General features: G+C 60.0%; 25 protein-coding genes. 16 read left to right on the top strand and 9 right to left on the bottom strand.

Going from position 1 to position 25166, the window contains the following annotated elements:
• Positions 1-18 precede the first annotated feature (18 nt).
• From hemB to rfbA, 13 genes are all read left to right on the top strand, one after another.
• The gene (gene hemB / locus ADM64_RS01710) at positions 19-1077 is read left to right on the top strand and encodes a porphobilinogen synthase (protein ID WP_049172406.1); all 1059 of its coding nucleotides are present in this window, start codon (positions 19-21) and stop codon (positions 1075-1077) included.
• Between the two features lie 45 nt (positions 1078-1122).
• Positions 1123-1767, top strand: coding sequence for a hypothetical protein (locus ADM64_RS01715; protein ID WP_016421990.1), 645 nt, complete (start codon positions 1123-1125; stop codon positions 1765-1767).
• Positions 1764-2144 carry a hypothetical protein gene (locus ADM64_RS01720; RefSeq protein ID WP_016421991.1) on the top strand — a complete coding sequence of 127 codons (381 nt, stop codon included), beginning with the start codon at positions 1764-1766 and terminating at the stop codon, positions 2142-2144. The genes ADM64_RS01715 and ADM64_RS01720 overlap by 4 nt, the downstream gene beginning before the upstream one ends.
• A gap of 19 nt (positions 2145-2163) precedes the next feature.
• Positions 2164-4755 carry a heavy metal translocating P-type ATPase gene (locus ADM64_RS01725; protein ID WP_016421992.1) on the top strand — a complete coding sequence of 864 codons (2592 nt, stop codon included), beginning with the start codon at positions 2164-2166 and terminating at the stop codon, positions 4753-4755.
• 35 nt (positions 4756-4790) lie between these two features.
• Positions 4791-6137, top strand: a complete 1347-nt coding sequence (gene hemL / locus ADM64_RS01730) for a glutamate-1-semialdehyde 2,1-aminomutase (protein ID WP_049192979.1) — start codon at positions 4791-4793, stop codon at positions 6135-6137.
• A gap of 7 nt (positions 6138-6144) precedes the next feature.
• Positions 6145-6843 carry a histidine phosphatase family protein gene (locus ADM64_RS01735; RefSeq protein WP_080985591.1) on the top strand — a complete coding sequence of 233 codons (699 nt, stop codon included), beginning with the start codon at positions 6145-6147 and terminating at the stop codon, positions 6841-6843.
• 54 nt (positions 6844-6897) lie between these two features.
• On the top strand, positions 6898-7512 hold the full coding sequence (locus ADM64_RS01740; RefSeq protein WP_049192980.1) for a TlpA disulfide reductase family protein: 615 nt from the start codon (positions 6898-6900) through the stop codon (positions 7510-7512).
• A 23-nt stretch (positions 7513-7535) separates the two neighbouring features.
• A complete protein-coding gene (locus ADM64_RS01745; protein ID WP_049193003.1) occupies positions 7536-8396 on the top strand; it encodes a cytochrome c biogenesis CcdA family protein in 861 nt (286 codons plus the stop codon).
• A 14-nt stretch (positions 8397-8410) separates the two neighbouring features.
• A complete protein-coding gene (resB, locus tag ADM64_RS01750) occupies positions 8411-10099 on the top strand; it encodes a cytochrome c biogenesis protein ResB (RefSeq protein ID WP_049192981.1) in 1689 nt (562 codons plus the stop codon).
• Between the two features lie 172 nt (positions 10100-10271).
• Positions 10272-11282 (top strand): c-type cytochrome biogenesis protein CcsB, encoded by a 1011-nt coding sequence (gene ccsB / locus ADM64_RS01755; protein ID WP_016421998.1) that lies wholly within the window; start codon positions 10272-10274, stop codon positions 11280-11282.
• Positions 11283-11334: 52 nt separating this feature from the next.
• Positions 11335-12327, top strand: coding sequence for a dTDP-glucose 4,6-dehydratase (rfbB, locus tag ADM64_RS01760; RefSeq protein ID WP_049192982.1), 993 nt, complete (start codon positions 11335-11337; stop codon positions 12325-12327).
• Positions 12328-12429: 102 nt separating this feature from the next.
• The gene (locus ADM64_RS01765) at positions 12430-13119 is read left to right on the top strand and encodes a dTDP-4-dehydrorhamnose 3,5-epimerase family protein (RefSeq protein ID WP_016422000.1); all 690 of its coding nucleotides are present in this window, start codon (positions 12430-12432) and stop codon (positions 13117-13119) included.
• 20 nt (positions 13120-13139) lie between these two features.
• Positions 13140-14015, top strand: coding sequence for a glucose-1-phosphate thymidylyltransferase RfbA (gene rfbA / locus ADM64_RS01770; protein ID WP_016422001.1), 876 nt, complete (start codon positions 13140-13142; stop codon positions 14013-14015).
• Here rfbA and ADM64_RS01775 read toward each other — a convergent pair.
• Positions 14012-14278, bottom strand: a complete 267-nt coding sequence (locus ADM64_RS01775; protein ID WP_016422002.1) for a hypothetical protein — start codon at positions 14276-14278, stop codon at positions 14012-14014. The genes rfbA and ADM64_RS01775 overlap by 4 nt on opposite strands.
• A 193-nt stretch (positions 14279-14471) precedes the next feature.
• Between ADM64_RS01775 and ADM64_RS01780 the strand changes: the two genes are divergently transcribed.
• Entirely contained in the window at positions 14472-14831 is a 360-nt protein-coding gene (locus tag ADM64_RS01780) for a DUF4229 domain-containing protein (protein WP_016422003.1), read from the top strand.
• Here ADM64_RS01780 and ADM64_RS01785 read toward each other — a convergent pair.
• Genes ADM64_RS01785 through menE form a run of 3 tightly spaced genes read right to left on the bottom strand, consistent with a single transcriptional unit; the run spans position 14828 to position 18099 of the window.
• Positions 14828-15988 carry an alpha/beta fold hydrolase gene (locus tag ADM64_RS01785; RefSeq protein ID WP_049192983.1) on the bottom strand — a complete coding sequence of 387 codons (1161 nt, stop codon included), beginning with the start codon at positions 15986-15988 and terminating at the stop codon, positions 14828-14830. The two genes, ADM64_RS01780 and ADM64_RS01785, sit on opposite strands and share 4 nt — an antisense overlap.
• 9 nt (positions 15989-15997) lie before the next feature.
• Complete coding sequence (locus tag ADM64_RS01790) at positions 15998-16894, bottom strand: 1,4-dihydroxy-2-naphthoate polyprenyltransferase (protein ID WP_049192984.1); 897 nt, start codon at positions 16892-16894, stop codon at positions 15998-16000.
• 56 nt (positions 16895-16950) lie between these two features.
• The gene (gene menE, locus ADM64_RS01795; protein ID WP_049192985.1) at positions 16951-18099 is read right to left on the bottom strand and encodes an o-succinylbenzoate--CoA ligase; all 1149 of its coding nucleotides are present in this window, start codon (positions 18097-18099) and stop codon (positions 16951-16953) included.
• 102 nt (positions 18100-18201) lie between these two features.
• Here menE and msrA point away from each other — a divergent pair, with 102 nt between their 5' ends.
• Both msrA and ADM64_RS01805 read left to right on the top strand, forming a co-directional pair.
• Complete coding sequence (gene msrA, locus ADM64_RS01800) at positions 18202-18858, top strand: peptide-methionine (S)-S-oxide reductase MsrA (RefSeq protein WP_016422007.1); 657 nt, start codon at positions 18202-18204, stop codon at positions 18856-18858.
• Positions 18859-18957: 99 nt separating this feature from the next.
• Positions 18958-20139, top strand: coding sequence for a hypothetical protein (locus ADM64_RS01805; RefSeq protein WP_016422008.1), 1182 nt, complete (start codon positions 18958-18960; stop codon positions 20137-20139).
• Positions 20140-20162: 23 nt separating this feature from the next.
• Here the strand turns inward: ADM64_RS01805 and ADM64_RS01810 are convergent, their stop codons facing one another.
• The 5 genes from ADM64_RS01810 to ADM64_RS01830 form a co-directional block, all read right to left on the bottom strand.
• Positions 20163-21596 carry a hypothetical protein gene (locus ADM64_RS01810; protein ID WP_049192986.1) on the bottom strand — a complete coding sequence of 478 codons (1434 nt, stop codon included), beginning with the start codon at positions 21594-21596 and terminating at the stop codon, positions 20163-20165.
• The gene (locus tag ADM64_RS01815) at positions 21593-22336 is read right to left on the bottom strand and encodes an ABC transporter ATP-binding protein (protein WP_049192987.1); all 744 of its coding nucleotides are present in this window, start codon (positions 22334-22336) and stop codon (positions 21593-21595) included. The genes ADM64_RS01810 and ADM64_RS01815 overlap by 4 nt, the downstream gene beginning before the upstream one ends.
• A gap of 116 nt (positions 22337-22452) precedes the next feature.
• The gene (locus tag ADM64_RS01820; RefSeq protein WP_239660049.1) at positions 22453-23139 is read right to left on the bottom strand and encodes a response regulator; all 687 of its coding nucleotides are present in this window, start codon (positions 23137-23139) and stop codon (positions 22453-22455) included.
• A gap of 73 nt (positions 23140-23212) precedes the next feature.
• Entirely contained in the window at positions 23213-24442 is a 1230-nt protein-coding gene (locus tag ADM64_RS01825) for a sensor histidine kinase (protein WP_049192988.1), read from the bottom strand.
• A 33-nt stretch (positions 24443-24475) separates the two neighbouring features.
• Complete coding sequence (locus ADM64_RS01830; RefSeq protein ID WP_049192989.1) at positions 24476-25156, bottom strand: alpha-ketoglutarate-dependent dioxygenase AlkB family protein; 681 nt, start codon at positions 25154-25156, stop codon at positions 24476-24478.
• Positions 25157-25166 lie beyond the last annotated feature (10 nt).

The following is a 25166-nucleotide window of genomic DNA, read 5'->3' on the forward strand; positions in this document are numbered from 1 at the left end:
TTGATTAAGGTTGTCTTTATGACTACATCTGGAGCTTCTGAATCATCCCGCGAAATCGATCTCGAACAGTTTGGATTTCCTCTCCCGATTCGTCGCCCACGCAGGCTGCGCACCAACCCGGTGATGCGTGCGATGACGGCGGAGACGACACTGACTCCGAAAAATCTCATCCTGCCCATGTTTGTTGCAGATGGGATTGATGAGCCGAAGCCAATCAGCTCCCTGCCCGGGGTAGTGCAGCATACCGAGGACTCCCTGGTAGAAGCTGTGCGCGAGGCTGTTGAGGCAGGTATCTCGGCAGTTGACCTCTTCGGTGTCCCGCTGGATGCGGACAAGGACGGCGAGGGCTCTGAGTCCTGGAATCCGGAGGGCGTACTCAACCGTGCCCTGCGTCGTCTCCGCGACGAGTTCGGGAATGACATTTTGATTATGGCCGACACCTGCCTGGATGAGTTCACTGACCACGGCCACTGTGGTGTGCTGGGCAAGGACCGCTTCGGCAACACGGTCGTTGAGAATGACCGCACGCTGATTAACTACATCAAGATGGCCGTTGCGCAGGCCGACGCCGGTGCCCATATCGTGTCCCCTTCGGGCATGATGGACGGCCAGATTGCCGCAATTCGCGAGGGCTTGGATGCCGCTGGCCATGAGGATGTCTCCATCATGGCGTACTCGGCAAAGTACGCCTCCGCCTTCTACGGTCCATTCCGTGAAGCTGTGGGCAGCTCGCTGCAGGGTGATCGCCGTACCTACCAGCAGGATCCTGCAAACCGTCGTGAGTCCCTGCTTGAAGTGCAGCTCGACGTTGACGAAGGTGCGGACATGGTGATGGTCAAGCCGGCCATGAGCTACCTGGACATTCTGCGCGAGGTCGCGGATATGTCGCCGGTGCCGGTTGCCGCCTACCAGGTCTCTGGTGAGTACGCGATGATTCACGCCGCTGCCGCCAACGGGTGGATTGACCTGGATGCTGCGATGATGGAGGCAGTACTGAGCATTCGCCGTGCCGGTGCGGAGCAGATTTTGACCTACGCAGCGGTGGACTTGGCGAAGAAGCTGCGCGCCCAGTTCTAATTCGCTCGGGTGAACGTGCAGTAGCAAATATCGAGAAGTGGACGGATGACTAAAGAAGAGAAGAAGCCCGCAATTCCCGAGCAGGTCGAGGGAGCTAGGCAGGCGTGGCGGGTTACGGCCGTGTTGCAGCTGCTCGTCGCTGCGGTAGCTACGGTGACCTACTGGCTGCATCCGGAAATGCTGATGAGCCCCTCAACCGCTAAGGAGAATTTCCCGGGTTTCAGCGAGGGCCAGATTGATGCTGCCATGAAGGCGACTATCGTTATCGCGTTCTTTTTCGCAGTGGGGCTTTGCATCGCGTTCTTCGCCATTATCGAGCGAATGCGCAAGGGGAGCGAAGGTGCTCGCACCGTGCTGGTTATCGGCTCGCTTTACCTGGCACTGTCGGCGCTGATGTCCTTCTTCTCTTCTACGGCTTCAGAATCGGGAGTGCCGGCATCCCTCGTTCTTATCAGCGGAATTGTGCGAATCGCCTCGGCCACTGCCGCGGTAGCGGGTCTAGTGCTCGCCGCTTCGAAGGAATCCAAGGACTACTTCGATCATCAGCGCCCGTCGAAACCGTGGACCCCGTCCGCTCCGGAATCGCATCTGCCGAGAGCGTCGAAGCATGGCGCTGATCCAAAGCGGCAACAGCAGCTGGGCCAGTCACAGCCCAAGCAATCCAAGCAGCCTGAGGAGTCCAAGCGATGATGTCCCTGCCGAGTCGGCCCTGGCAGTGGGTGCTCTTCGTCGCGCTCATCGCCCAGATTGTCCTGAGCTTGATACTGGTCACCGGCGACTATTCGCAGGCTCCCGCCGCCGTTGGCCGCGATATCTACATCGTCGCCGGTGTGACGCTGGTCTGCTCGCTTATTGGTAGCGGCTGCTTGCCGACGGCCACTGAGTTCAAACTCTCCCGGAACTGCCTGCTCATCATGGTGATTATCACGGCTCTCGCCATGTTCTTTGCCATTATGGCTGGAGCGCTGACTGTATGGGTTATCGCGCCCAGCCTGGCGATGGCGTGTGGACTACTGTTGCTCTATCGTGAATTAGCGCTCACGCGCGCCAACCAGCCACAGGATTAGACGGAAAGTTTCAAAGGCCATGAGTGACACCGGTGAGTTTGATTTCTCTCTGGACAATCGCGTTGAACAAGCGATTGTGGATGCCAAGGTCGCTGCTCGTAAGGCATTGCCACGAAGCCGTCAGGACATCGACGAAGAAAGTGCCCATCAGCGGCTTGCACACCGCAGAGGCCAGTCCAACACAGCTTTCGCACTCATCCTGGAAAACTTGGAAAACGCCGAGAGCGCTGAGCGTGCTGAGCATGTTTTGGAATCCTTTCCAGATGTGACCGCCTCTGTGGTCTACAAGCCCGGACGCGCGTGGATTACCGCGCCCGATACCATCGATCCGAATCAGTTCATCGAAGCTCTCCGCGAAATTGGGGTCGAGTCGTACCTCACGCGCAGCACGCTTCGGCGTCGTGCAACTCGGCTGGATGTGTCACAACATCGCCGTCCCGCTGTTCCGGCTGCCGCTCAACAGAATGAGGAGGAGCGCATTCGCCGTCGTGAAGCGGCCTTGCGCCGAAGCGGCGGTGGCGCGGAAGTACTGTTCACGGCGCGTGAACTGGTGACCAAGCAACGCTTTTGGGGAAGCCTGTTCCTATCGATTCCGGTGCTGGTGACGTCGTTGAACGTCAACTGGCAGTTCCCGGGTTGGCAGTGGATGTGTCTTGTGCTGACCACGATTGTGGTGTGGTGGGGTGGTTGGCCGTTCCACCGGGCAATGGCGGCGTCCCTGCGTCGGCGGATGTCGGCGCTGGATGGGGCGAGCTCCATTGCCATCCTGCTGGCGTGGCTGTGGTCGCTAGCGCAGCTTATCTTTGGTCCCGCGGGACAGATTGGATATACCACTGCGCCCACTTGGTTTGCTTTCAACTACCGGGAAAGCGCCTCGGCAGAGGTGTTTTTCGACGTTGCGTGCGGCCTGACTGTGCTGTTGCTAACAGGTCGCATGTTTACGCGCTACAACAAGGTGCGTACTGGACAAATCTTGCGCAACCTGCGCATTCCAGCTGAGCGAAACGTGACAGTCGTGCGCAAGAGCGCTAAATCCGCGGAGCCGAAACGGGTGGAGGTGACGGTCGCGGAGCTCAATATCGGTGATGACATCGTGGTTCCACCGCACTCGGTGATTCCGGTTGATGGCTCAGTCATCGGTGGTGCGTCCACGATGGATGCGCAGCTACTCGGTATCGGCGTTGAACCGCAGAAGGTCAAGGTCAATTCCAAGGTTTGGGCCGGTGCAATCAACCTGGATTCGGAGCTCAAGGTGCGCGTGGAACGCACCGGTTTCAAGACCCGGGCGTCATCGATAGCGCGCTGGCTTCGTCAAGCGGTTCGAGAAGAAACGGTGATGCACCAGACCGCAGTGCACTCGGCATCAGAGCTGGTGCCATGGACGCTGTCGTTGGCGGGCGTGGCTTTTTGCGGCTGGTGGCTGGCGACTGGCACGATGAGCGGTGCCCTCGCGGTGGCGCTGGCTATGCTCTCGGGCATCGCGCCGGTGGCATTGGCAATGTCTACGTCGACCGTGCAGCGCATCGGGATTCTGGCCGGTGCTAGTAACGGAATCTTGATTCGTGGCAATGAGACTTTCCGAAAGCTGGCCGCTGCCGATGTGGTGATTTTTAACCGAGTTGGAACGCTGACCGAGGGTGACACCCACGTGCTCGGTGTCGCCGCTGAGCGCAATGAAAATCCGGATCTGGTTCTGCGTGTGGCGGGCGCTCTCATGATGGAGAGCAACCACCCGGCATCAGCGGCAATCGTGCGCGCGTGCCGTGTATCCCGCGACGCCGGTTCCGGCGGTGGCGAGGTGCCGCACTGGATTGAGACTGTACACGTCGCAATTGCGGAAGACGGTGCGTTCGTTGGCCAGGTAGAGATCCCGGTGAAGGACTCGGACGACAAGTTGGAGATGCGCTTTGTTGAGGGGCGTGTTTGGCGTCCGCGTGATCTCACTGCACTCAGCGAGAAAATGGCCGTGGCTGCGCTCAGTGGCGGTACTCCGATGGTGGTGTCGTGGCGTGGCAAGGTCCGTGGTGTCATCACCATTGGTGAGGACATTAAGCCCGATGCGGTCGAGAGCATTGACCAGCTTGAGGATATGGGCGTGGACACCATGATGATCACGCGAGATCCGTATCCAGTAGCCCGTCGTTTTGCTGACCGGCTGAATATCTCACGAGTATTCGCGGGCATCATTGCCTCCCGCAAGGCCATTGCGGTGCGTTCGGTCCACAGTGACGGCGAGACTGTCGTGATGGTTGGCGACAAGGACATCCGGGACTCTCTGCGTGCCGCTGACGTGGGTGTTTTGATGGACAACACCGAAGGCAATCAGAATCTTGATGTTGATTACGCCGATGTCGTGGCACTGCGTAACAACGTGTTGTCGATTCCGGAGGCCATTGAAATCGCACGTGCTGTGGTGCGGATGATGGACTCCAACATCTACTTTGCGTGGTTCTACAACGTTGCGGTCATCCTGCTGGGTATGACCGGTATGATTCACCCGCTGCTGGCATCGCTTTTGATGATTTTCTCCAGCTTGTGGATCGACTGGCGATCCCGTCGAGTGTCCTCTCGCCGCAAGCATCTATTCAGGGTGAAGCTGGGACGTTGGTAGGGCAGGGTAGCCCTTCATCCGAGTGGCCGTCTACGATGGTCACCGTGACTCAAGACATTAATGCTCCTCATGTCCCAGAAAACGTTGAGCTCACCGATCGTTCGGCAGAGTTCTTTACGCAGGCTCAGGCAGTGACGCCGGGTGGCGTGAACTCGCCGGTCCGCGCCTTCGGTTCCGTCGGTGGCACCCCACGTTTCATTGACCACGCCGCGGGCTCTCGTCTCGTGGATGTTGATGGCAACGAATATGTGGACTTGGTCTGCTCGTGGGGTCCAATGATTCTGGGCCACGCGCACCCGGCAGTGGTGGAGGCCGTTCAGAGCGCCGCCACTCGCGGTTTGTCTTTCGGCGCTCCGACCACGGCTGAGACCGACCTGGCTCGTCACATCGTTGAGCGCACGTCGGTAGATGAGGTGCGTCTGGTCAACTCCGGCACTGAGGCCACCATGTCCGCAGTTCGCCTGGCTCGCGGTTTCACTGGCCGTTCCAAGATCATCAAGTTCGCCGGCTGCTACCACGGTCACGTCGACGCGCTGCTGGCATCGGCCGGTTCCGGTGTCGCTACTTTTGGTCTGCCGGATTCGCCGGGTGTCACCGGTGCATCGGCTGCCGACACCATTGTTGTTCCTTATAACGACATTGAGGCCGTCAAGGCCGCATTCGCTGAGAACCCGGGCGAGATTGCCTGTGTCATCACTGAGGCGGCAGCGGGCAACATGGGTACCGTCGCACCGCAGGACAACTTCAACGCGAAGTTGAAGGAAGTCTGCCACGCAGACGGCGCACTGCTGATTCTCGATGAGGTCATGACTGGCTTCCGCGCTTCCTACAACGGCTGGTACGGCATTGATGGTGTGGCCGGTGACCTGACCACCTTCGGCAAGGTCGTCTCCGGTGGTCTGCCGGCAGCTGCCTTCGGTGGTCGCCGCGACATCATGGAGTACTTGGCTCCGAACGGTCCGGTGTACCAGGCAGGCACACTCTCCGGTAACCCGGTCGCTATGGCAGCTGGCCTGGCCAACCTGGAAAATGCCACGAAGGATGTCTATGACACCGTCGCAGCCAATGCAGATCGCCTGGCCACGATTCTGTCCGATGCCCTGACCAAGCAGGGCGTGGCTCACCACATTCAGCGTGCGGGCACGATGCTCTCGCCGCGCTTCGCCGAGGGCGAGGGCCATAACTTTGAGCAGATGCAGGCAGCGGATACTTTCCGCTACCCGGCTTTCTTCCACGCCCTACTGGCCAATGGTGTCTACCCGCCGGCTTCTTGCTACGAGACCTGGTTCGTCTCCGCTGCGCTGACCGACGCCGACTTCGAAATCATCGAGCGTGCAGCAGCCCGCGCGGCCGAGGCGGCGGCAACCGCCAAGCCGGAGTAGGTGACACGTGCCGAACAAGACCAATTCGCAGGCAGCACAGCAGGAATCGCAGCCGACACAGCCGGAAAACCAGGCGTCTAAGCGTGCAACAAAGCACGCCAAGACCACGGTCGTACATCTCGTCCGCCACGGCGAGGTTTATAACCCGGATAAGATTCTCTACGGTCGCCTGCCCGGCTGGCACCTGTCTGAGCGCGGTCAGCGTCAGGCAGCGGCCACGGCCTCGTCCTTCGAAGGCCACGACATCCGCTACTTCGCCTGCTCTCCGCTGCAGCGCACGCAGGAAACCTCACAGCCATTCACCGAGGTAATCGGCATGAAGCCGACCCTGGATGAAGATTTGCTGGAGGCTGGCAACTCCTTTGAGGGTTTGCACATCAAGGGCATTGACTCCGCACTGTGGAATCCGAAGTACTGGCCACGGCTGCGTCGTCCGAGCGTGCCCAGCTGGGGCGAGCCCTACGAGGAGATCGCGGACCGTATGTTCCACGCCATCGAGCGAGCCCGCGAGGCCGCCGAGGGAGGGGAAGCGGTGCTGGTGACGCACCAGCTGTGCATCATTGCAGCTCAGCGTCGTGCGCGGTACTTGAAGCTCGCCCACAACCCGGCAACTAGGCAGTGTGATTTGGCGAGCGTGACCTCTTTGATCTTCGTCGGAGACACCATTGTCGACGTGCGCTACAGTGAGCCGGCCGGTCACCTGTAAGGTGAATAAATAGTTTTGTTGAAGTTTCACTGACCCCGGAAGGTGGCACCCCAGGTGGCCAAGGTCTCATCGTCCCGAATTGCAGCAACGCTGGCGGCAGCAACTCTGTCTCTGTCGCTCGTGGCATGTAACCCCGGAGAGTCGGTGGGACACGACGCCGTTGCCGTTGGCGGTCAGTTCGAGTTCGTTTCTCCGGGTGGTCAGCAAATCATTGACTACGCACCGGAGGAGCGCAAGCCGGTCGGCAATGTCTTCGGTCCTTCTCTCGAGGACGACGACAAGGAAATCTCCCTCGATGACTTCAAGGACCAGATTGTGGTTCTGAACGCCTGGGGCCAGTGGTGCGCACCGTGCCGCTCCGAGTCGGATGACCTGCAGTACGTCCAAGAACAGATGGAAGAGGAAGGCATCGGCACTGTCCTCGGCATTAACGTCCGCGACAATGTCCGCCAAGCTCCCATCGACTTTGTGAAGGACAACGGCATCACCTACCCGTCCATCTACGATCCGGCTTTCGTCAACGCCGGTGCGCTCGGTGGTATCCCGGCGTCGGTGATTCCGACGACCATCATCCTGGACAAGCAGCACCGCCCGGCGAAGGTCTTCCTCCGCGAGGTCGATCACACAATGCTGATGAAGGCCGTCAATGAAGTGAAGGCGGAGGGCTAGGCCCCGGCATGTCAACTCTTGCCATGGACACGATCTTTTCTGCCGATGGCATCGGCCAACAGTTCGCCGACGTCGCCACCGGCGGTCCCATTGTGTTGGGGCTGCTCGCCGCTGCACTGGCCGGTCTCGTCTCCTTCGCCAGCCCGTGCGTTATTCCGCTTGTGCCCGGTTATGTCTCCTATCTCACTGGTATTTCCGGAGCATCGGGGGCGCAGGGCAATGGCGTGACGACGGGAGTTGCGGACGCAACCACCGTCGATAAGCAGGACGGCGATGGACACCGTGGCCAGCGTTCCTCAACAGCCCGCGTCGGCCTGGCTGCGTTGCTGTTCGTGTTGGGCTTTACTGTCATTTTTGTGCTGGGTTCGGCCTCTATTTTCGGGCTCGTGTCCACGTTGCGTTTGCAGGCGCGCACGCTGACGATTGTCGGTGGCGTGGTGACCATCGTGATGGGTCTTGCCTTCATGGGCATGGTGCCAGCGCTGCAGAAGGACACCCGCATGGCGCCGAAGCGCTGGACCACGTGGCTGGGAGCGCCCCTGCTCGGCGCGGTGTTCGCGCTGGGGTGGACGCCGTGTCTGGGCCCGACGCTGACTGCAATTATTTCGGTGTCCGCGGGCACGCAGGGTATGACCGCGGCCAGGGGAGTGGCGCTGATTATCGCTTACTGCCTGGGGCTGGGGCTGCCGTTCATTTTGGTGGCGCTGGGGTCGGCGCGTGCGATGCGCGGAGTGGACTTCCTGCGTAAGCACTCGCGAACTATTCAGCTCATCGGTGGTGTGGCGCTGGTGCTGGTCGGAATTGCCCTGGTCACGGGACTGTGGGATGTTTTTGTTGCCTGGGTTCAGGCCGCTTTTATTACTGATACGGTAACGCCAATTTAGTGAAAGATTTTTCGATGTCGGTGAATTGGAATAAGGTACGACAGCCCTTCCAGCAGGTCTGGAACTGGTTGACCAGCATGCGCACGGCGCTGATTCTGCTGTTCATCCTCGCTTTCGCAGCGGTTCCGGGCGCCCTGTTGCCACAGCGCTCGCTGAATAAGGACAAGGTCGACCAGTATCTTGCCGCCAACGGCAAGACCGCCGAGATCATGGATAAGCTGCAGCTTTTCGATGTCTTCTCGTCCGTCTGGTTCGTCGCCATCGTGGCATTGCTGCTGATTTCCCTGGTCGGCTGCATTATTCCGCGCACCATCGACCACTACAAGGCCATGAAGACACCACCGGCTAGGGCGCCGAAACGGTTGGCGCGTCTTCCGCTTCACGACGAAGCCGTGGTCGATGCCTCTGCGGATGGAGTTTCTGAGCGGGTGCGTGAACGCCTGAACAAGTGGGCGTTGACCGAAACCCCAGCAGATGAAGACCGTGCTGGGGCGCGCTCCTTCTCTGCGGAGAAGGGATACCTGCGTGAGTTTGGCAACCTGGTGTTCCACCTGGGCATTGCGCTGCTGATTATCATCGTCGGCTTGGGCCGCATGATCTATTACGAGGGTCAGGTCATTTTGCTGACCAACACCGGCACCGAGATTTCTGACGACAACGTCAATAGCGCGGTGGGCGTTCCGTTCTGTAACACCGCTGCTGCGAACTATGACTCGCTGCGTGCTGGCAACACCTTCGACGGTACAACTCTGAACCCGTTCTGTATTCAGGTCGATGACTTCTTCGCCGATTACCTGCCGAACGGTCAGGCCAAGATGTTTACCTCTCATATCCGATTCGCAGAAGAAGAGGATATGCGCAAGCCGGTCGATGAGTGGGAAAAGACCACGCTGCAGGTCAACCATCCGCTGCGCGTCGCCGGTGACCGTGTGTACCTGCAGGGGCACGGCTTTGCCCCGGCCTTTAAGGTGACCTGGCCGAATGGTGAGTCGCGTACCTCGATTGTTCAGTTCCGTCCGGATGATCCGACCTTCTTCCTGTCCTCTGGTGCGCTGCGCTTTGACCCACCGGCGGGGATGTACCCGGACTTGTTCGAGCGCCGCCAGAACCAGATCGCAATCGAGGGCCTGTTCGCTCCGACCGCCGAGTTCACCGGTGAAAAGGGCGCCCTGCTGCAGTCCTCTTACCCGGCTATGCAGGACCCAGCCGTGGCTGTCGACATCTACCGCGGCGACGCGGGCTTGGACACCGGTCGTTCGCAGGGGCTGTTTTCCCTCGACCGCGATCTGATGCACTCGGGTCAGCTGGCTAAGGAAGCCCGCGTCAACCTCAAGCAGGGCGAATCCACCGAGCTTGCCGACGGCACCAAGATTGAATTCCTCGGTGCGAAGGAATTCGTCAACTTGCAGGTTTCGCACGATCCCACGCAGTTCTGGGTGCTGGTGGCAACTGTGGCCGCACTGGCGGGCATGGTTCTTTCGTTGGGCATTAAGCGCCGACGTGTTTGGGTGCGCATGTTCCCGCTGGAAGATGGCCGCACTCGCGTTGAGTTCGGTGGCCTTGCCCGCACCGACAAGGCAGGTTGGGGCGAGGAGTTCCAGTACATCGTAGATGACATCCTGGAACGTGACAGTGATGACGAGGATGCTGCTGACAACAATGCTGCGACCGACGAGAGCGCGGACGACAAGGACAAAAGCTAACTGACCACTAAGTCTGGTCCATCATTACTGCAGGGTGAATGCGCGGGGGCGAGAATTGCGCCTCCGCGCATTTTTGCGTCCCCCGTGTCCCCGGTCCCCTTTTGCTTAGTCCTGCTTTAGTACTAGGGTTTGAAGAAGTATTCCGCTAATTCCACACTTTGGAGCCAAGTACATGCTCGTCAATAAGACACTGGCGCAGTTTTCGGACTGGTCGTACTTCACGGCCTTCGCCTTTTATCTTGTGGCCTTTGTTATTTCCATTGCCTACTACAGTCGTCGTATCGCGGCCGCTGAAGCGAAAAGCCAGGTTGCGGAACGCGAGCTGGTAGCCGCCGGTGCGGGTGAGGGAGCTACCACCGCTAGTGTTGCTGACTCGGGGGAGTCGGCGACGAAGTCGTCGGCAAGCGAGCCTAAGAACCAGGTGCTGACGAACCGACTCGGCGTTGTGACGGAAATGCTGATTTACGTCGGGGTGGCCGTGCACTTTGCATCGGTGCTGCTGCGTGGCCTGGCCGTGCAGCGTTTCCCGTGGGGCAACCTCTACGAGTACGTATCAGTTTCAATCCTCTTTGCTATGGCAATTGCAGCTGGCGTACTGCATCGTGAAACCATGCGTGTGTTCTGGCCGTGGCTGTTGGCTCCGATTCTGGCGCTGATGTTTTACGGTGGTAAGAACCTATATGTTGAGGCTGCTCCGGTGGTGCCGGCACTGCAGTCGATTTGGATTCCGGTTCACGTCTCGATTATTTCTATCGGGTGCAGTATCGCACTGATTTCCGGTGTTGCCTCGATTCTCTACATGCTGCGGATGTACAACCGCGAGGGCAAGGAAAAGGGCTTCCTGGGCAAACTGGTCGCGCCACTACCGGATGCTCAGAAGCTGGATGCGATTGCTTACCGCACCGCCATTTGGTCCTTCCCGCTGTTCGGTCTGGGCATTGTGCTGGGTGCTATTTGGGCGGAGTCCGCATGGGGCCGCTACTGGGGCTGGGATCCGAAGGAGACAACGGCGCTGATTACCTGGATTATCTACGCCCTGTACCTGCACGCTCGCGCGACTTCGGGTTGGCGTAATACCAAGGCCGCGTGGATCAACATCTTCGGTTTTGCCACCATGGTGTTCAACCTCTTCTTCATCAACCAGGTGGTTTCGGGCCTGCACTCCTACGCTGGTCTGAACTAAGTCTTCACACTTGTACAAAGCCGGCATCGCCGGGTGAACTAGAATCGCTTCCATGCGCGTTCTCGTCACCGGTGGTGCCGGCTTTATTGGTTCCAACTTCGTTCTCCGCACTCTGGCTACACGGCCCGATGTGAATGTCACGGTGCTGGACGCTTTCACCTATGCCGCGAACCCTGCGAGCTTGGATGGCGCGGACTGTGAAATCATCCGCGGCGATGTTCGTGACGCGGAGCTGATCGATCGCCTCGTGCCCCGCTTCGACGTGGTCGTCCACTTCGCCGCAGAGAGCCATAACGACAATTCGCTGGTGGATGCCGATCCCTTCGTCACCACTAATGTCATGGGCACCGTGAATCTGGCCAAGGCTTGCGCCACCCACGACGTCCGCCTTCACCACATCTCCACCGACGAGGTCTTCGGCGATCTCGCTCTCGACGATCCAGCACGCTTTACGACGGCCACCGCGTACAAACCCTCCAGCCCCTACTCGGCCTCCAAGGCTTCAGCGGATCACTTTGTCCGGGCGTGGGTGCGCAGCTTCGGGTTGGTTGCGACGATTAGTAACTGCTCGAACAACTACGGGCCGAGGCAGCATCCGGAGAAGCTGATTCCCCGCCAGATCTGTGGTCTGTTGCGCGGTCGTAGCCCTCGCGTGTACGGCACTGGCGAGAATGTTCGGGACTGGATTCACGTCGATGACCACAACGACGCGGTCTGGGCAATCTTGGATGCCGGCGAGGTGGGGGAGACCTACCTGATTGGTGCCGATGGCGAGCGTTCCAACCTCGACGTGGTCGGAGACATCCTGGAGGGCTTCGGTCGTGAGCGGTCCGACTTTGTCCATGTCACTGACCGCCCGGGGCATGACCGTCGTTATGCGATTGACCCCGCATCCATCCGCAGCCTTGGCTGGCAGCCGCGCTACCAAGACTTTTCCGCGGGGCTCGCCGAGACCATCGACTGGTATCGCGCCAACGAGTCCTGGTGGGCGGCGGCCTACGATGCCGCTGAGGCTGGCTACGCGGAGCGCGAGCAGGAGTTGTAGTTCGCTGCTGGGGCATGCCTAGCGAACCCTCAACGCACACTCAGTGCACACTCAACGCGTGCCACAGCCTCAGCCCGGGCGCCCCGTCTACACTTGTTACCCATGAGCCCTAAGAGCACATTCCAGCCCACTTCTATCGACGGCGTTTTCACCTTCGAACCGGTCATCCACGGCGACAGCCGCGGTAGTTTCCACGAGTGGTATCGCCTCGACGCATTCGCCGAGGCCACGGGCTACCCGTTCTTCCCGGAGCAGGCCAACATGAGTGTCTCCGCCGCAGGCGTTGTCCGTGGCCTGCACTTCGCTGACGTCAGCACCGCGCCAGATGGCCACCCCGGCCAGGCGAAGCTGGTTACTTGTCCCGCGGGCCACATCCTCGACATTGCGGTTGACCTGCGTCGCGGCTCCGATACCTTCGGCAAGGTCGAGGTTTTCGAGCTCGACAGCAAGACCCGCCGAGTGGTCTATCTGCCCAACGGCATCGGACATGGCTTCGTCTCGCTTGCCGACGACTCTGTGCTCACTTACCTCACTTCCACCGGTTACAACCCGGAGGCAGAGCGTGCTGTTAGCATCCAGGACCCGACTCTCGGAATTGACCTGGCTGCGCTGCTGGCCAAGGGTGGTCTCACCGACGCGGACATGATTCTCTCCGAGCGCGATCAGAAGGCTCCGACTATCGAGCAGTTCGAGGCCGAGGGCAATAAGCTCCCCAGTGAGTTTGACTGCAAGGATCTTGAGAACATGGCTCGCGACGAGTGGGCAATCGCCAACGAAGCGGCCGGGCAGTAAGGCAGAAAGGCGCGAGCACTATGAAGGGCATCATCCTCGCAGGTGGTACGGGCTCTCGGCTGTTTCCCATCACACTTGGCGTAAGCAAGCAGCTGGTTCCCGTCTATGACAAGCCGATGATTTACTACCCGCTGAGCACGCTGATGCTAGCGGGAATCAGGGACATCCTCGTCATCACCACGCCGCATGATGCCCCGCAGTTTGAACGCTTGCTTGGCGACGGCTCGCAGTGGGGCCTCACCCTCACCTTTGCCACCCAAGACGAGCCCCGTGGTCTCGCTGAAGCGTTCATCATCGGTGCGGACCACATCGGCGATGACTCCGTTGCCCTCATCCTCGGCGACAACATCTTTTACGGTGCTGGCTTGGGCACGCAGCTGCGCCGCTTCCATAACGTCGATGGCGGAGCGATCTTCGCCTACTGGGTCGCAGATCCCACAGCCTATGGAGTCGTGGACTTCGACCAAAGCGGCAAAGCCGTGGCGATCCAGGAGAAACCGAAGAAACCACGCAGCCATTTCGCGGTGCCTGGTTTGTACTTCTATGATGCCGAGGTTGTTGAGATAGCTCGCTCGCTGCAACCGTCGTCACGCGGCGAATTGGAAATCACGGATGTTAACCGCGCCTACTTGGAGCGCGGGAAACTGCAGGTAGAGGTGCTGCCGCGCGGCACGGCATGGCTGGACACGGGCACGGTGGACAATCTGATGGCCGCGGGTGATTTCGTGCGCACGATTGAGCAGCGGCAGGGGCTAAAGATTGGCTCGCCGGAAGAGGTGGCGTGGCGCATGGGATTCATTGACGATGCTGCGCTTAGCGCGCGTGCCGACGCCCTCAGCGCCAGTGGCTACGGGGAATATCTACAGCAGTTGTTGCTGCGTGGCAAGGACGTTTAGTCAGTTTCGCCGGGATTATCGGGGTTGTCGTCCTGCTCCCGTTCGCGCCGCTCCTGCAGCTCCTGCTCACGTTTACGGCGATCGAATTCGGCCTTCTTGAGCTTCCAGAGAAACTCCGGATCATCGTCGGGAGCGAGCGGACGGGGTTCCGGTTGCGGAGCGGAAATACGTCGCATGCCGTTGCCGCGACTGCCGGGGCCAAATGCCTTCCACAGCATGACTACGACAAGGATGATGAACAGCAGCAGAATGAGCCGACCCATGTAATAGCTAACCTCCTGGATTTACCGACTAGAATACGCAACGAGTCCCGTAGTGCCCACGAGGGGTATCGCACTGCATGCGGTACGGCGTACAGAGTTCGTTAGGGTACAAAGGAACGTTGGACACGAACAGCCATGGACGCTAGCAACGCCCGGGCACAGCACAGGCGTAACACGTAGAGGTGAGGGTTTAATGACCAATCCAGCAGAGCAGGACAAGTTGGCTTCTGAGGCTCAGATGCCAGCAGCTCCGGTGACCAAGAATGCTGGTCGCGGCAATGCCATGAAGGGGCTGTTCTGGTACGGCCTTGCTCGTCTGCTGCTATTCCTAGTGCTGTTCTTCATTCTGCTCGTGATTATCTACCTCGTTAATGTGCAGATTCCGGCTGCAATTACGGCTGTGTTCGCACTGATTATTGCGATGCCGCTGTCGGTTTTTGTGTTCCCGAAGCTGCGCGTCCAGGCCAATGAGTCTGTTGCAGTGTGGTCGGAGAACCGCCGCGCGCACAAGGAATACATTGCGCAGCAGATTAAGGACCGCGAGGAAAACTAGCGCACCTTCTCCAGGGCCCGCTCGATAGCCCGGTTCACCGCTTCCGGAGCCTCGAGCGGCAACATGTGGCCGGCCCCGTCGACTTCAACCAGTTCGGCGTCCGGCCACTTTTCCATAATTAGGTCTGCTTGCTTGCGCGGAGTGACATCGTCCTTCGTGCCCACCAGTACCGCTCCTGGCAAGCCCTCCAAGTAAGGCCCGGATGCGAACTCGTCGTGATCCTGCAGGTCGTCGAGATATCCCACGAAAGTTTCCAGCGGTGTTTCATTAATCATGGCCGCGTGGAACTCGATGATCTCGTAGTCCGTGCGCCGGGCGAACACCGCCACCGCCAACGACGGCGCCATCAGTGACGCGATTGCCTCGCGGAACTTGCGAATCTCCTTCGGCGAGGACTCAATTGCATTGCGCGCCGCATCCGCCACCGGGGACGCCAGAATCTGCGGCACACCCTGGGCGGCCAGCTTGTCGATAGACGTGGAAATCAACACTACGCCCGCGATCCGACGGCGAATGCTCTCCTCGGCAGCCCGCACCATGTGCAGTGCAATCAAACCGCCTAGCGAATGCCCAACCACAATGAGCTTGCCGGTCGCGGCACGTTCCGCGATCACGGCAAGCGCATCGGCCGCAGCCCCTTCGACCGTGCAGAGTGAAGCCGGAACCGCACCGGTCTGGCCGTGGCCGCGCAGATCCATAGTCAACAGGCGTGCTTCCGGGTGCGACTTCCGCAGCGCGTTGAACTGCCGGTACCAGGACTCGCCAGCCAGGGTGAAGCCGTGGACGAAGACGATGGTCACGGGTTCTTTGGCGGGTTCGCTAGGTTCAACCTCGTACCAGTGCACCGGAATATCGGTGGTGACAGCATCCGGCTTGTCGCTGGCCTTCCGCTCATCGTCCTTGGCCGCAATCTCGGCTGTGACCGGTGCGGTCTTGATATGCACCACGCCGGTTGACGTGAGATCGGTGAGTCCCGGTTCACGGGTCTGTGAATGCAGCGCGCCGTGCTCCAGCGCCAGTCGGCGTCGTCCCGATTTGGTCAGGCGCAGAGCAGCGCTGCGGGCGAAAGCTGGAGCCTTGGCTGCTGTGTCGCCAACTCGGGTTGCGGCCTCCTGGACGTCGTCAAGCGCCTTGTGCGTCAGTGTGCGGAAGTCCATCGGTACCCCCTAGCTGAGCGCGAGTGCGAGTGCCGTAATGACGGACCAGGCAAGCATCATCTTGCCGGTAAGCCCCAGTACCGGGATGAGCTCTTTGCCCTTCTTATGCATGCGAATTGGCTCGGAGGCCTTCACCCACAGCGGCACGATGAGCAGACCCACCAGCGCCCATGGGCGCCAGAAAGCGATAAAGATGCTGGCCAGCGCGGGCATGAGGGAGAGAATCTGCCAGACGATGCGGGTGCGGAAGTCGCCCAGGCGAACTGCCAACGTGATCTTGCCGGTGGCGGCGTCGGTGGGGATGTCGCGCAAGTTGTTCGCCAGGTTCACGGCAGAAGACACCGAACCAATACCAATTGCGCAGGCCAGGCCGACCCAAGACAGCGAGCCCGTCTGGGTGAATTCCGTGCCGAGCACCGCGACGAGACCGAAGAAGACGAAGACCGAGACCTCGCCAAGTCCGCGATAACCGTAGGGATTTTTACCGCCGGTGTAGAACCACGCAGCCGCGATGCACAGTGCACCGACCAGAATGAGCCACCACGCGCTCATCAGGGACAGCGCCACACCGGCAAGACCGGCGACACCAAAGGAACCGAACGCCGCGTACTTCACAACCTTCGGCTCGACCAGACCAGAACCCGTCAGGCGCAGCGGGCCCGAGCGGTCATCGTCAGTGCCGCGGATGCCATCGGAGTAGTCGTTGGCGAAGTTCACGCCCACAATCAACGCCCACGCGACAACCAGCGCGAGCACCGCACGTCCCCAGATAATCGGCGCGTGCGTCGATGCCGCTCCGACACCGACGATGACCGGCGCAAACGCATTCGCCCAGGTATGGGGGCGCGCGCCTTCCAGCCAATCGCTTAACGACGCCGTTGCAGGACTCTTTGGTGCTTCAGACATGAATTAATAATAGGACGTGACACCAAATGCCTTGAACTAATGCGTGTCTGAATGAGCTAAAAGAGCGCCGCGACTTTCTTCCGGTCGACCTTGCCCGGACCAATCAGTGGCAGAGCCTCCACACGACGCAGGTCCTTCGGAATCATCCAGTGATTGATTCGCCCGGCGTCTTCAGCATCGCCGAGCTCGTCCATAATATCGCCGAGCTCAGCCGTGCCTTCATACGCTGCGACGATGGCGTGGCCGAGCCGTGGGTGCGGCACGCCCACCACGCAGGCACCTGTTACTCCGTCGATGGCGAGCAGTTCACGTTCGAGAACTTCCGGGTGCAGTTTCAACCCGCCGGAGTCGATGATGGTGTCCAAGCGGCCCGTGATGACCAGTCGGCCATCGCGGATCTCGCCCGCATCGGAGGTGGCGAACCAACCTGGTTTATGGAAAGCCTCGTGACCGGGCGCGTTGCGGTAACCGTGTGCAATCATCGGCCCGCCCAGCCAAACACGACCATTTTCGATGGCGACCTGTGCACCCTCGATGGGCTGTCCGTCGTAGACGCAGCCGCCGGCTGTCTCGGAGGAACCATAGGTGGTTACGACGTTGATGCCGAGCTCTTCGGCCCGCGCTGCCACCTGCGGGTTCAAAGCTGCGCCGCCGACAAGGACGGCATCAAACAGGCGCAGGGCTGCCGCACCAAAGGGTTCTTCCATAGCCTTGGCCAGCTGCATCGGAGCCAGCGACGTGTAGGCGCGATCGCTGGTGAGGGTCTCGGCGCCGTCGGCGAATGCGGCAACATCAAAACCGTCGGTCACATCCACACACACCGGATCCGTGCCAGCGAGCAGCGAACGAATGAGAACCTGCAGGCCAGCGATATGGTAGGCCGGCATCGCCAGCATCCACTGTCCTTCACCGCCGAGCCACTGATGTGTAGCGGTAGCAGAGGAGACCAAGTTATCCACCGTCAGCTGTGCACCCTTCGGTGTGCCGGTGGAACCGGAAGTGCCGACAACAAGCGCGATGGACTCATCAATCGGCTCACCTGCGCGTTGCGAGTTCCGCAAGATTGAGGCGCGCGTGCCGTCGTGAAGCGGAACGGGAAGAAGAGAGACCTCACCGTCCAGCGCGGCGCGGAGGTCGGGCAGGATGGCGGTCGGGTCGTGGGGATTGACGGAAAGCAGGCTGAGCGTACGCACAACCCAAACCATAGCCCGTGTTGTGCCGTAGTTTCTGGTGGCGAGGTCGGAACAATCGTGGCCTCGGGCGCGTTGCGCAGACCAAAGACAGTCATAGATAGAAAGGCGTAGAAGATGGGTTGGATTTTTGGCAGGTCCGCAGAGCTGGTGCCGGAAGATGAGGCGCTCAAGGGCGGCTCGCACCCGGTGTTGGAAAATCCGAAGCCGCATGCGGTGCTCGGCACGCCGATCACCGGCCCATGGGAGGAAGGCCAGGAGGTCGTCTACATCGGGATTGGCTGTTACTGGGGCGCTGAGAAGCTGTTTTGGGAAACACCGGGCGTGCTCAGCACATCGGTCGGGTTCGCCGGTGGCGTGACGCCAAATCCCACCTACCGCGAGTCCTGCACCGGACGCACCAACCACACCGAGATTGTGGAGGTCGTCTACGACCCGGAGCAGATTAGCTTCGACCAGCTGATCGCCAAGGCCTTCGAAGCCCACGATCCCACGCAGGGCTACCGCCAGGGTAATGATGTCGGCACGCAGTACCGTTCCGCGATCTACACGACGACGCCCGAGCAAGCGCGCCGGGCACAGGAGATCGCCGATGCCTACGCGCCGAAGCTTGCCGACGCTGGCCTGGGGGCCATCACCACGGAGATTAAGCCACTCGCGGAGACTCCGGCAGGGGAGTACTACCGAGCCGAGGATGAGCATCAGCAGTACTTGTTTAAGAATCCGAACGGCTACTGCCCAGTGCATTCGACCGGCGTGGCCTGCGGAATTTAAAGGCGAAGCTTTTTAGAACGGTCAGTCGCGATTAGTAAAACTCACTGAGAAAAGTAAGGTGGTTATATCAATCAGATAGTCGAATAGGAGTGAACCCTTGTGGTGAAGCAAGTACTGCGCGTTGCATTTGCCTTCGTCGGCGTGGTCGTCGGCGCGGGCTTTGCGACGGGTCAGGAAATCATGCAATACTTCGTCGCCTTTGGCATCAATGGTGTCTGGGGTGCCGTTCTCTCAGCGGTGATCATGAGCCTGATGGCGATGATCATTTTGCAGCTGGGAAGCTACTTTCAGGCCAGCGAGCACGGCGAAGTTTTCCGACGCGTATCGCACCCCATCTTCTCGCGAGTACTGGACATTGGCGTGATTATCACGCTCTTCGCCACAGGGTTCGTCATGTTCGCCGGTGCCGGTGCCAACATGGAGCAGCAGTGGGGCATCCCCGTGTGGATCGGTGCCGTAATCATGGTGCTGGTTACCATTGCAGCCGGTTTCCTCGATGTTGACCGAGTGACCACAGTGATCGGTTCCATCACGCCGTTTATCGTCGGCTTTATCCTGCTGGCCAGTGTTTATACGCTGGCGTTCACCGATGCCACCCCAGCCGCGGAGCAGGCAGCTGCCGTTGCGGAAGTCCCGACCACTCTGCCGAACTGGGTTGTCGCCGCAGTGAACTATGTCGGTTTTAACCTGATGGTTGCGGTTTCCATGGCGATTGTTATTGGCGGTAGCCTGTTCAATCCCCGCGCCGCTGGAGCCGGTGGGTTTACCGGTGGTTTGATCTACTCCGCGATGCTGCTGATCACCACCATCACGTTGTTCCACACTGTTGGTACCGTCGCCACCGATGCCGTGCCAATGCTCACCGTCATTAATCGACTGCACCCGTGGCTAGGCCAGGCCATGGCCGTGGTAATCCTTGGCATGATCTTCAACACGGCACTTGGCATGTTCTACGCACTGGGGCGTCGCGTCACCGCAAATCACCCGGAAAAATTCAAGATTGTCTACGTCGCGCTGGTCTTGCTCGGTTTCGCCTTGAGCTTCATGGGCTTCCAGAACCTAATCGGTTGGGTCTACCCAATCCTGGGCTACATCGGTCTGCTGCTCATTACTGTCATGCTTGTTGCCTGGTTGCGCGGCCGCGAGCGCATCAGTGAAGAGACTTCCCGCCGCAAGCGCATCTTCCGCCTGGTCCGCCGTGGCCGGAACAAGGAGGCCCGCGAGGAGATTGAAGACTCCAACCTCAGTGTCGAAGAGGTCCGCGAGGCGATCGAGGAGTAGGTGGGGTGCTCGCGGCACCGCTGTCAATCTTGGGATCGGATGGCCTTTAGCGATGTCGCCCGAGCCCAAGCCACGAACGCCGCCATCACAATGGCGGACACGAGAACCATCGACGGCCACCGCTCGGGGTAATCACGGACTACCCAAGTCCATCCCCATTCCGAGGTCCACCACAGCGGTGAGGCGCTGAGGACATCACCGCCAACCATCACCGCCCAACCGCCGAGCGCGACCGAGACAAAGATTGCGGCCGCCACACTTCGACGCGCAATTAAGCCGGTCACGGCCACAATCATCGCGGCCACAAGAGGAGCGATGACCGCCTGGTACGGCCAGGGGTTAATGCCCGTCTGGCTATTGGTCTCGCCGCCTGCACCACTGATCACCACCGCAACCACCAGCACCGGCAGGAGAAACGCCATATCCAAGGCAAACAGTCGGAGCGTGATGCTGCGTCGCGCACGCCGATACATCAGTGCTGGCCAGGCATCGGCTTGCGAAGTCCATGTCATGATGGCCACCACGGTTGCGGCCGTCGGCACGCAGACGAAACTCAGCAGCCCCAGCGCATACTCCGGGTTCCACACCACACGCACGACCGCAAGTCCGGCAAGCATCAGCGCTGCGAGACTCCACCAGGTGCGCCAGGGAAGGGTCGCGCTCATGCCATGGCTTAACGACGAAGTGCTGCGTTCCCGGCCCGTCGGCAAGCTGAGAGATTTTCCGTGCGCAAGCAATGCGATGGCAAATAGACCTAGCCCGAGGAGTAAATGCAGCAACGCGGGCGGCAGGATGGCGATGTTCCAGATCTCGCTGTCGGCGGGAGCCGAGATGGAATTAGCCTGCACTCCGTGGATAGGTAACGTTGGGCGGATTGCCCAGGTCCACGGGAGAACTTTCCAGTTTGGGCTCATGGCGTCCAGTGTTCCTGCGATGGCCCAAGCGATGGAAGCGAGCGGAGCGAGGAAGAGAGCTGCGCGTGGCACAAGGCGCCATAGGGCAAGGCCGAATGTCCAGAAGACGAAGAATGACAACGTGCTAAAGAGCGTGAATTGCAATGCGGTGCTCACGCTCCGGGCAAGGAGTGCAGCCATCAATGCGTGACCGAGGGCCGCGGAGGCAATGACAGTGGCTGCGCGGGCAAGGAGCACTCGAGTGCCCGAGATATTGCGCCAGATTAGGCCGCCTTGGCGGAGTTTTTCTTCACGGTTTTGGCCGATGACGGACGTAATAGCAGCCAGGGGAGGAAGCAGGATAAGCGAGTAGATGTGGGCGCTCGCCATGGCGGTGGCGTCAACGCCTCTAGAAAAGACCATGCTGACCAGAGCGATTGCCACCATGATGATGGGAAGAAACATGGTGAGTGACCACTTTGCCCGCAGTAGCTCGGCGCGGAAGTAGCGGCGGGCAGGAACGGTGCGCGTGTTAAGAGTGCGCGTGTGCGGTTGAGTGCTCATCGGGCAACACCTACTGCGGTGAAGAAAGCTTGCTCGAGGGATTGACCAGCAGCCGCAAAGTCAGCCAGCGGGCCTTCGTAGACCAGTCGGCCACCAGCAAGGACGCCAAGGTGGTCAACGCTCTTCTCGACCTCTCCGAGTTGATGGGAGGACACCACGACGGCCTTGCCACTAGCGGCAAGATTTCGCAACAAGGTGCGCAGGCCCACGATAGCTTCGGGGTCGAGGCCGTTGGTGGGCTCGTCGAGAAGCACAATGTCGGGGTCGGTGAGCAGCGCCATCGCCAGGGAAAGACGAACCTTCATGCCCGTTGAGAAAGCGCGGGCACGCTTGTTACCAGCATGAAGCCCGACCAAGTCGAGGACTTCGGCGATACGGCTCTTGTCCGTGCCGGTCAGGTGCGCGTGAACCTTGAGGTTGTCGGTGGCCGAGAGCTGCGGGTAGAACGCCGGGCCATTGATGGAGGCGCCGATGAGGTCTAGGTCGGCAACGGACCATGGGCGTCCCGCAATACTGATTTCACCGGAGTAGGGAATTAGCCCAAGCACCGTGCTCATCAACGTGGATTTACCTGCGCCGTTGAGTCCCAATAGCCCGTAGACCTCGCCGGCGCGGACGTTCATATCGAGGCCGTTCAGGACAGGTTCGTTCTTGCCGTAGGAGACAGTGATGCCGCGCAGCTGGAGGAGGGGAGCGGCGGCGTCTGCGGAAGGGCCTGAGGTGGGGGTTGGTGCGTTCATGCCTTAAGTAATAGGAGTGTTTGGCACGGTTCGCGCCCTCCCTGAGGATGAGGTGGCGGAAATATCCTCCCTAGGGAGGAGGCGATAGCGAGGATGACGGTACCAGCGAGGAGAAGCTACAGCAGCCCGTTTTTCGCAGCCCAAATGACAAGATCCACGCGACTGCGTGAGCCTGTCTTGGTCAACAGGGATTTCACATGGGTTTTCACTGTCGTTGTAGCGACAACCAACCTGCGAGCAATTTCGTCATTGGAAAGCCCTTGGCAGACGAGGTTCAAAATCTCCTGTTCGCGGGGTGTGAATTGGGTTCCTGTGTGAGTGGGGTCTGAGTCAGCGCCATGTGTCGAGAACGCTCTCGCTGGCTGTCCTGAGTGCGGTGCGCGCGGTGAAACATGCCGCAACACCATCGGCGTCACCTTCGGATCGATGACTCCTTCACCACGGTGGATACGCATGATGGCCGAAAGCAGCTCACGGGGATTGGAGTCTTTGAGCAAAAAGCCTGCGGCCCCAGCTTCTAAAGCGCCGAGCACCAGGTCTTCTTCGCGGAAAGTGGTCAGTACCAAGACTTTTGGAGTGGAAGCGCGAGCCGCACCTCCGGACGGCACGCCTTGCACAATCTGTCGTGTGGCCTCGATACCGTCCATCACGGGCATTCGAATGTCCATGACGACCACATCGGCTCCGGAGGCAAGACGCACAGCCTCGGCGCCGTCGCCCACGGCACCAATGACTTTCATCTGCGGGTGGGCATCAATAAGCTGCGCGAAAGACTGCCGAATCAAAGCCTGATCTTCAGCCACTAATACTCGAATTACATCCATTGCTCGTCTTTCTCAACAGGATTGACAGTCAGCCCTGCTTCGGTCGAACCGCTTACAGCCGAATACTGACGCGGAACATGCCGTCGCTTTCACCATAAGTCATCTCGCCACCGAGCTGAGCCACGCGTTCTTCCAGACCAATCAGGCCAGCGCCAGCTCGCTTCCTGGGTTCCAAAGTTTCGCTCTCAGCCCGGTTTGCAGTCACCAAATGAACCCGCGCCGGGCTGTCATCAGCATCGGCAGGTGGATCGATTACCAGTGCCAGCTGACCAGCGCCCGATGAGTGCTTGGCCATATTCGCGGCCAACTCCGTCACTGCCCGCACCAAAGTCAAACGCTTCGCGAGTGGCCAATCCGCCAGGTCTCCATAAGACTCCGGCAGAGTCACCGAAACATCGCGACCCGGCGGACAAACTGCCGCAACCAGACGCGGAATCTCATTCGGGTCAGCGCTAATCTCGCCGCCATCACGTAGCGCATCGACAAGCGCATGCACATCCCGCAACGATTGGTCTGCGGTCTGGGCAATACCTTCCAGCGTGGTCTTTTCAGCAGCGGATTCCGCTCGTGAGCCATCCATCTCCGCCAGGTACAGAGCGGTTTGGGCCTGAACCTTAATAGAGGTGAGTCCGTGCCCCACGACGTCGTGAAGCTCCCTGGACAACTCCAGCTTGTTGAGCGCCACGACGTTCTCCAACTCCGCGGCATGTTCCTCGGCGTTGATGCGCAGCCATAGTGGCACTGCGTACGCGCTCGCCGTGATAAGCACCGCCGGTAGTCCGAAGACCAATAGTCGTTCCGGGGTAAAGCCGAAGGCAGGAACTGCCGGGTTGAGGAAGCTGCCAATCAACCCTAAAAACAGCCCAACGATGCCCCAGGTGCGATTCGGTTCCCACCTGGTCACAGCCCATAGAGATAGTGGGGCAGCAACAATAATGGGGTCTAGCCCAAGGTTCACTGGGGATAGCCACACCAGCAAGGCGAGACCCGCTAGGGCACTGTACGTAACCACAAACGATGCACGCACTGCTTTACGACGAAACGCTGCGGCCCCGGCAATCATCGCGGACAGAATCACATTGGTGACATAAGTAAAGCTCGGGCCATAAGTAAGTAGCGGCGTCATGCTCAACCAGCAGCACAGCAGGAAAGCAGTCGCAATAGCGAGATCGGCAGTTGGGAACGAGCCGACAAAGAAACGTACCCGGCTGCGCCAGTCGAGTGGGGCAGGGGTCTGCGCGGTGGCAGGCTGTGCGTGCATGGAGGAAGCGGTGCGCTGCATGTGTCTAGGCTAGCGGTCGGTGGCTTGCGCGGTTTAGTGTGAGTTTTCCACTTGCCGGAATGTGATGTTGATGCGGCCCTCTTTAAGCCCGCACCCTTCCGGCAGCGTGCCCGGACGAGTCTTGGGCACACCATGAAACGCAAGCCGCTTCGGACCACCAAACACAATCACATCCCCGCTGGCGAGAGTCACGTCATCCCAGGGTTTGTTGCGGTTTTCAGTCCCGCCAATGCGGAACAGAGCCTCATCGCCGATAGAGAGTGACACAATCGGGGCAGGGTAGTTTTCGTTTCGATCCTGGTGCATCCCCATGGTGGCCCCGGGCGGGTAGTAGTTGACCAACGCCATGTCGGGCCGAAAAGTGGTGGGCCACTGGCTGAGGGATTCGTCGTAAAGCGCGGCAGCGCCGAGTGCTTCGGTAGCGAGCTGTAGCAGGTTGTCAGGCACGGGCGGGACGCGAACGCCGCCTGCGTGCGTGACGTAGCGGTAGGGATTGGTGGCCCACATGCGACCGAGATGCAGCATAAAGACCTGCATCTGACCACTTTTGAGCTGCGGGCGAGTCATGGCCAGGGGAGTGCCGGCAACGTCGCGGGCGATGTCGCGGAGTTGCGTGATGATGCCCGCCTGCCGCTCCAGCGTAAGCCACCCCGGCAAATGAACAACTCCCGGCGTGATGCGGGCATCGTCGCGCGGGAGTTGATCAAAGAGCATAGGTCTAGTT

It is taken from the genome of Corynebacterium sp. 401_CJEI, from assembly GCF_001076435.1.
Lineage (GTDB): Bacteria > Actinomycetota > Actinomycetes > Mycobacteriales > Mycobacteriaceae > Corynebacterium > Corynebacterium jeikeium_D.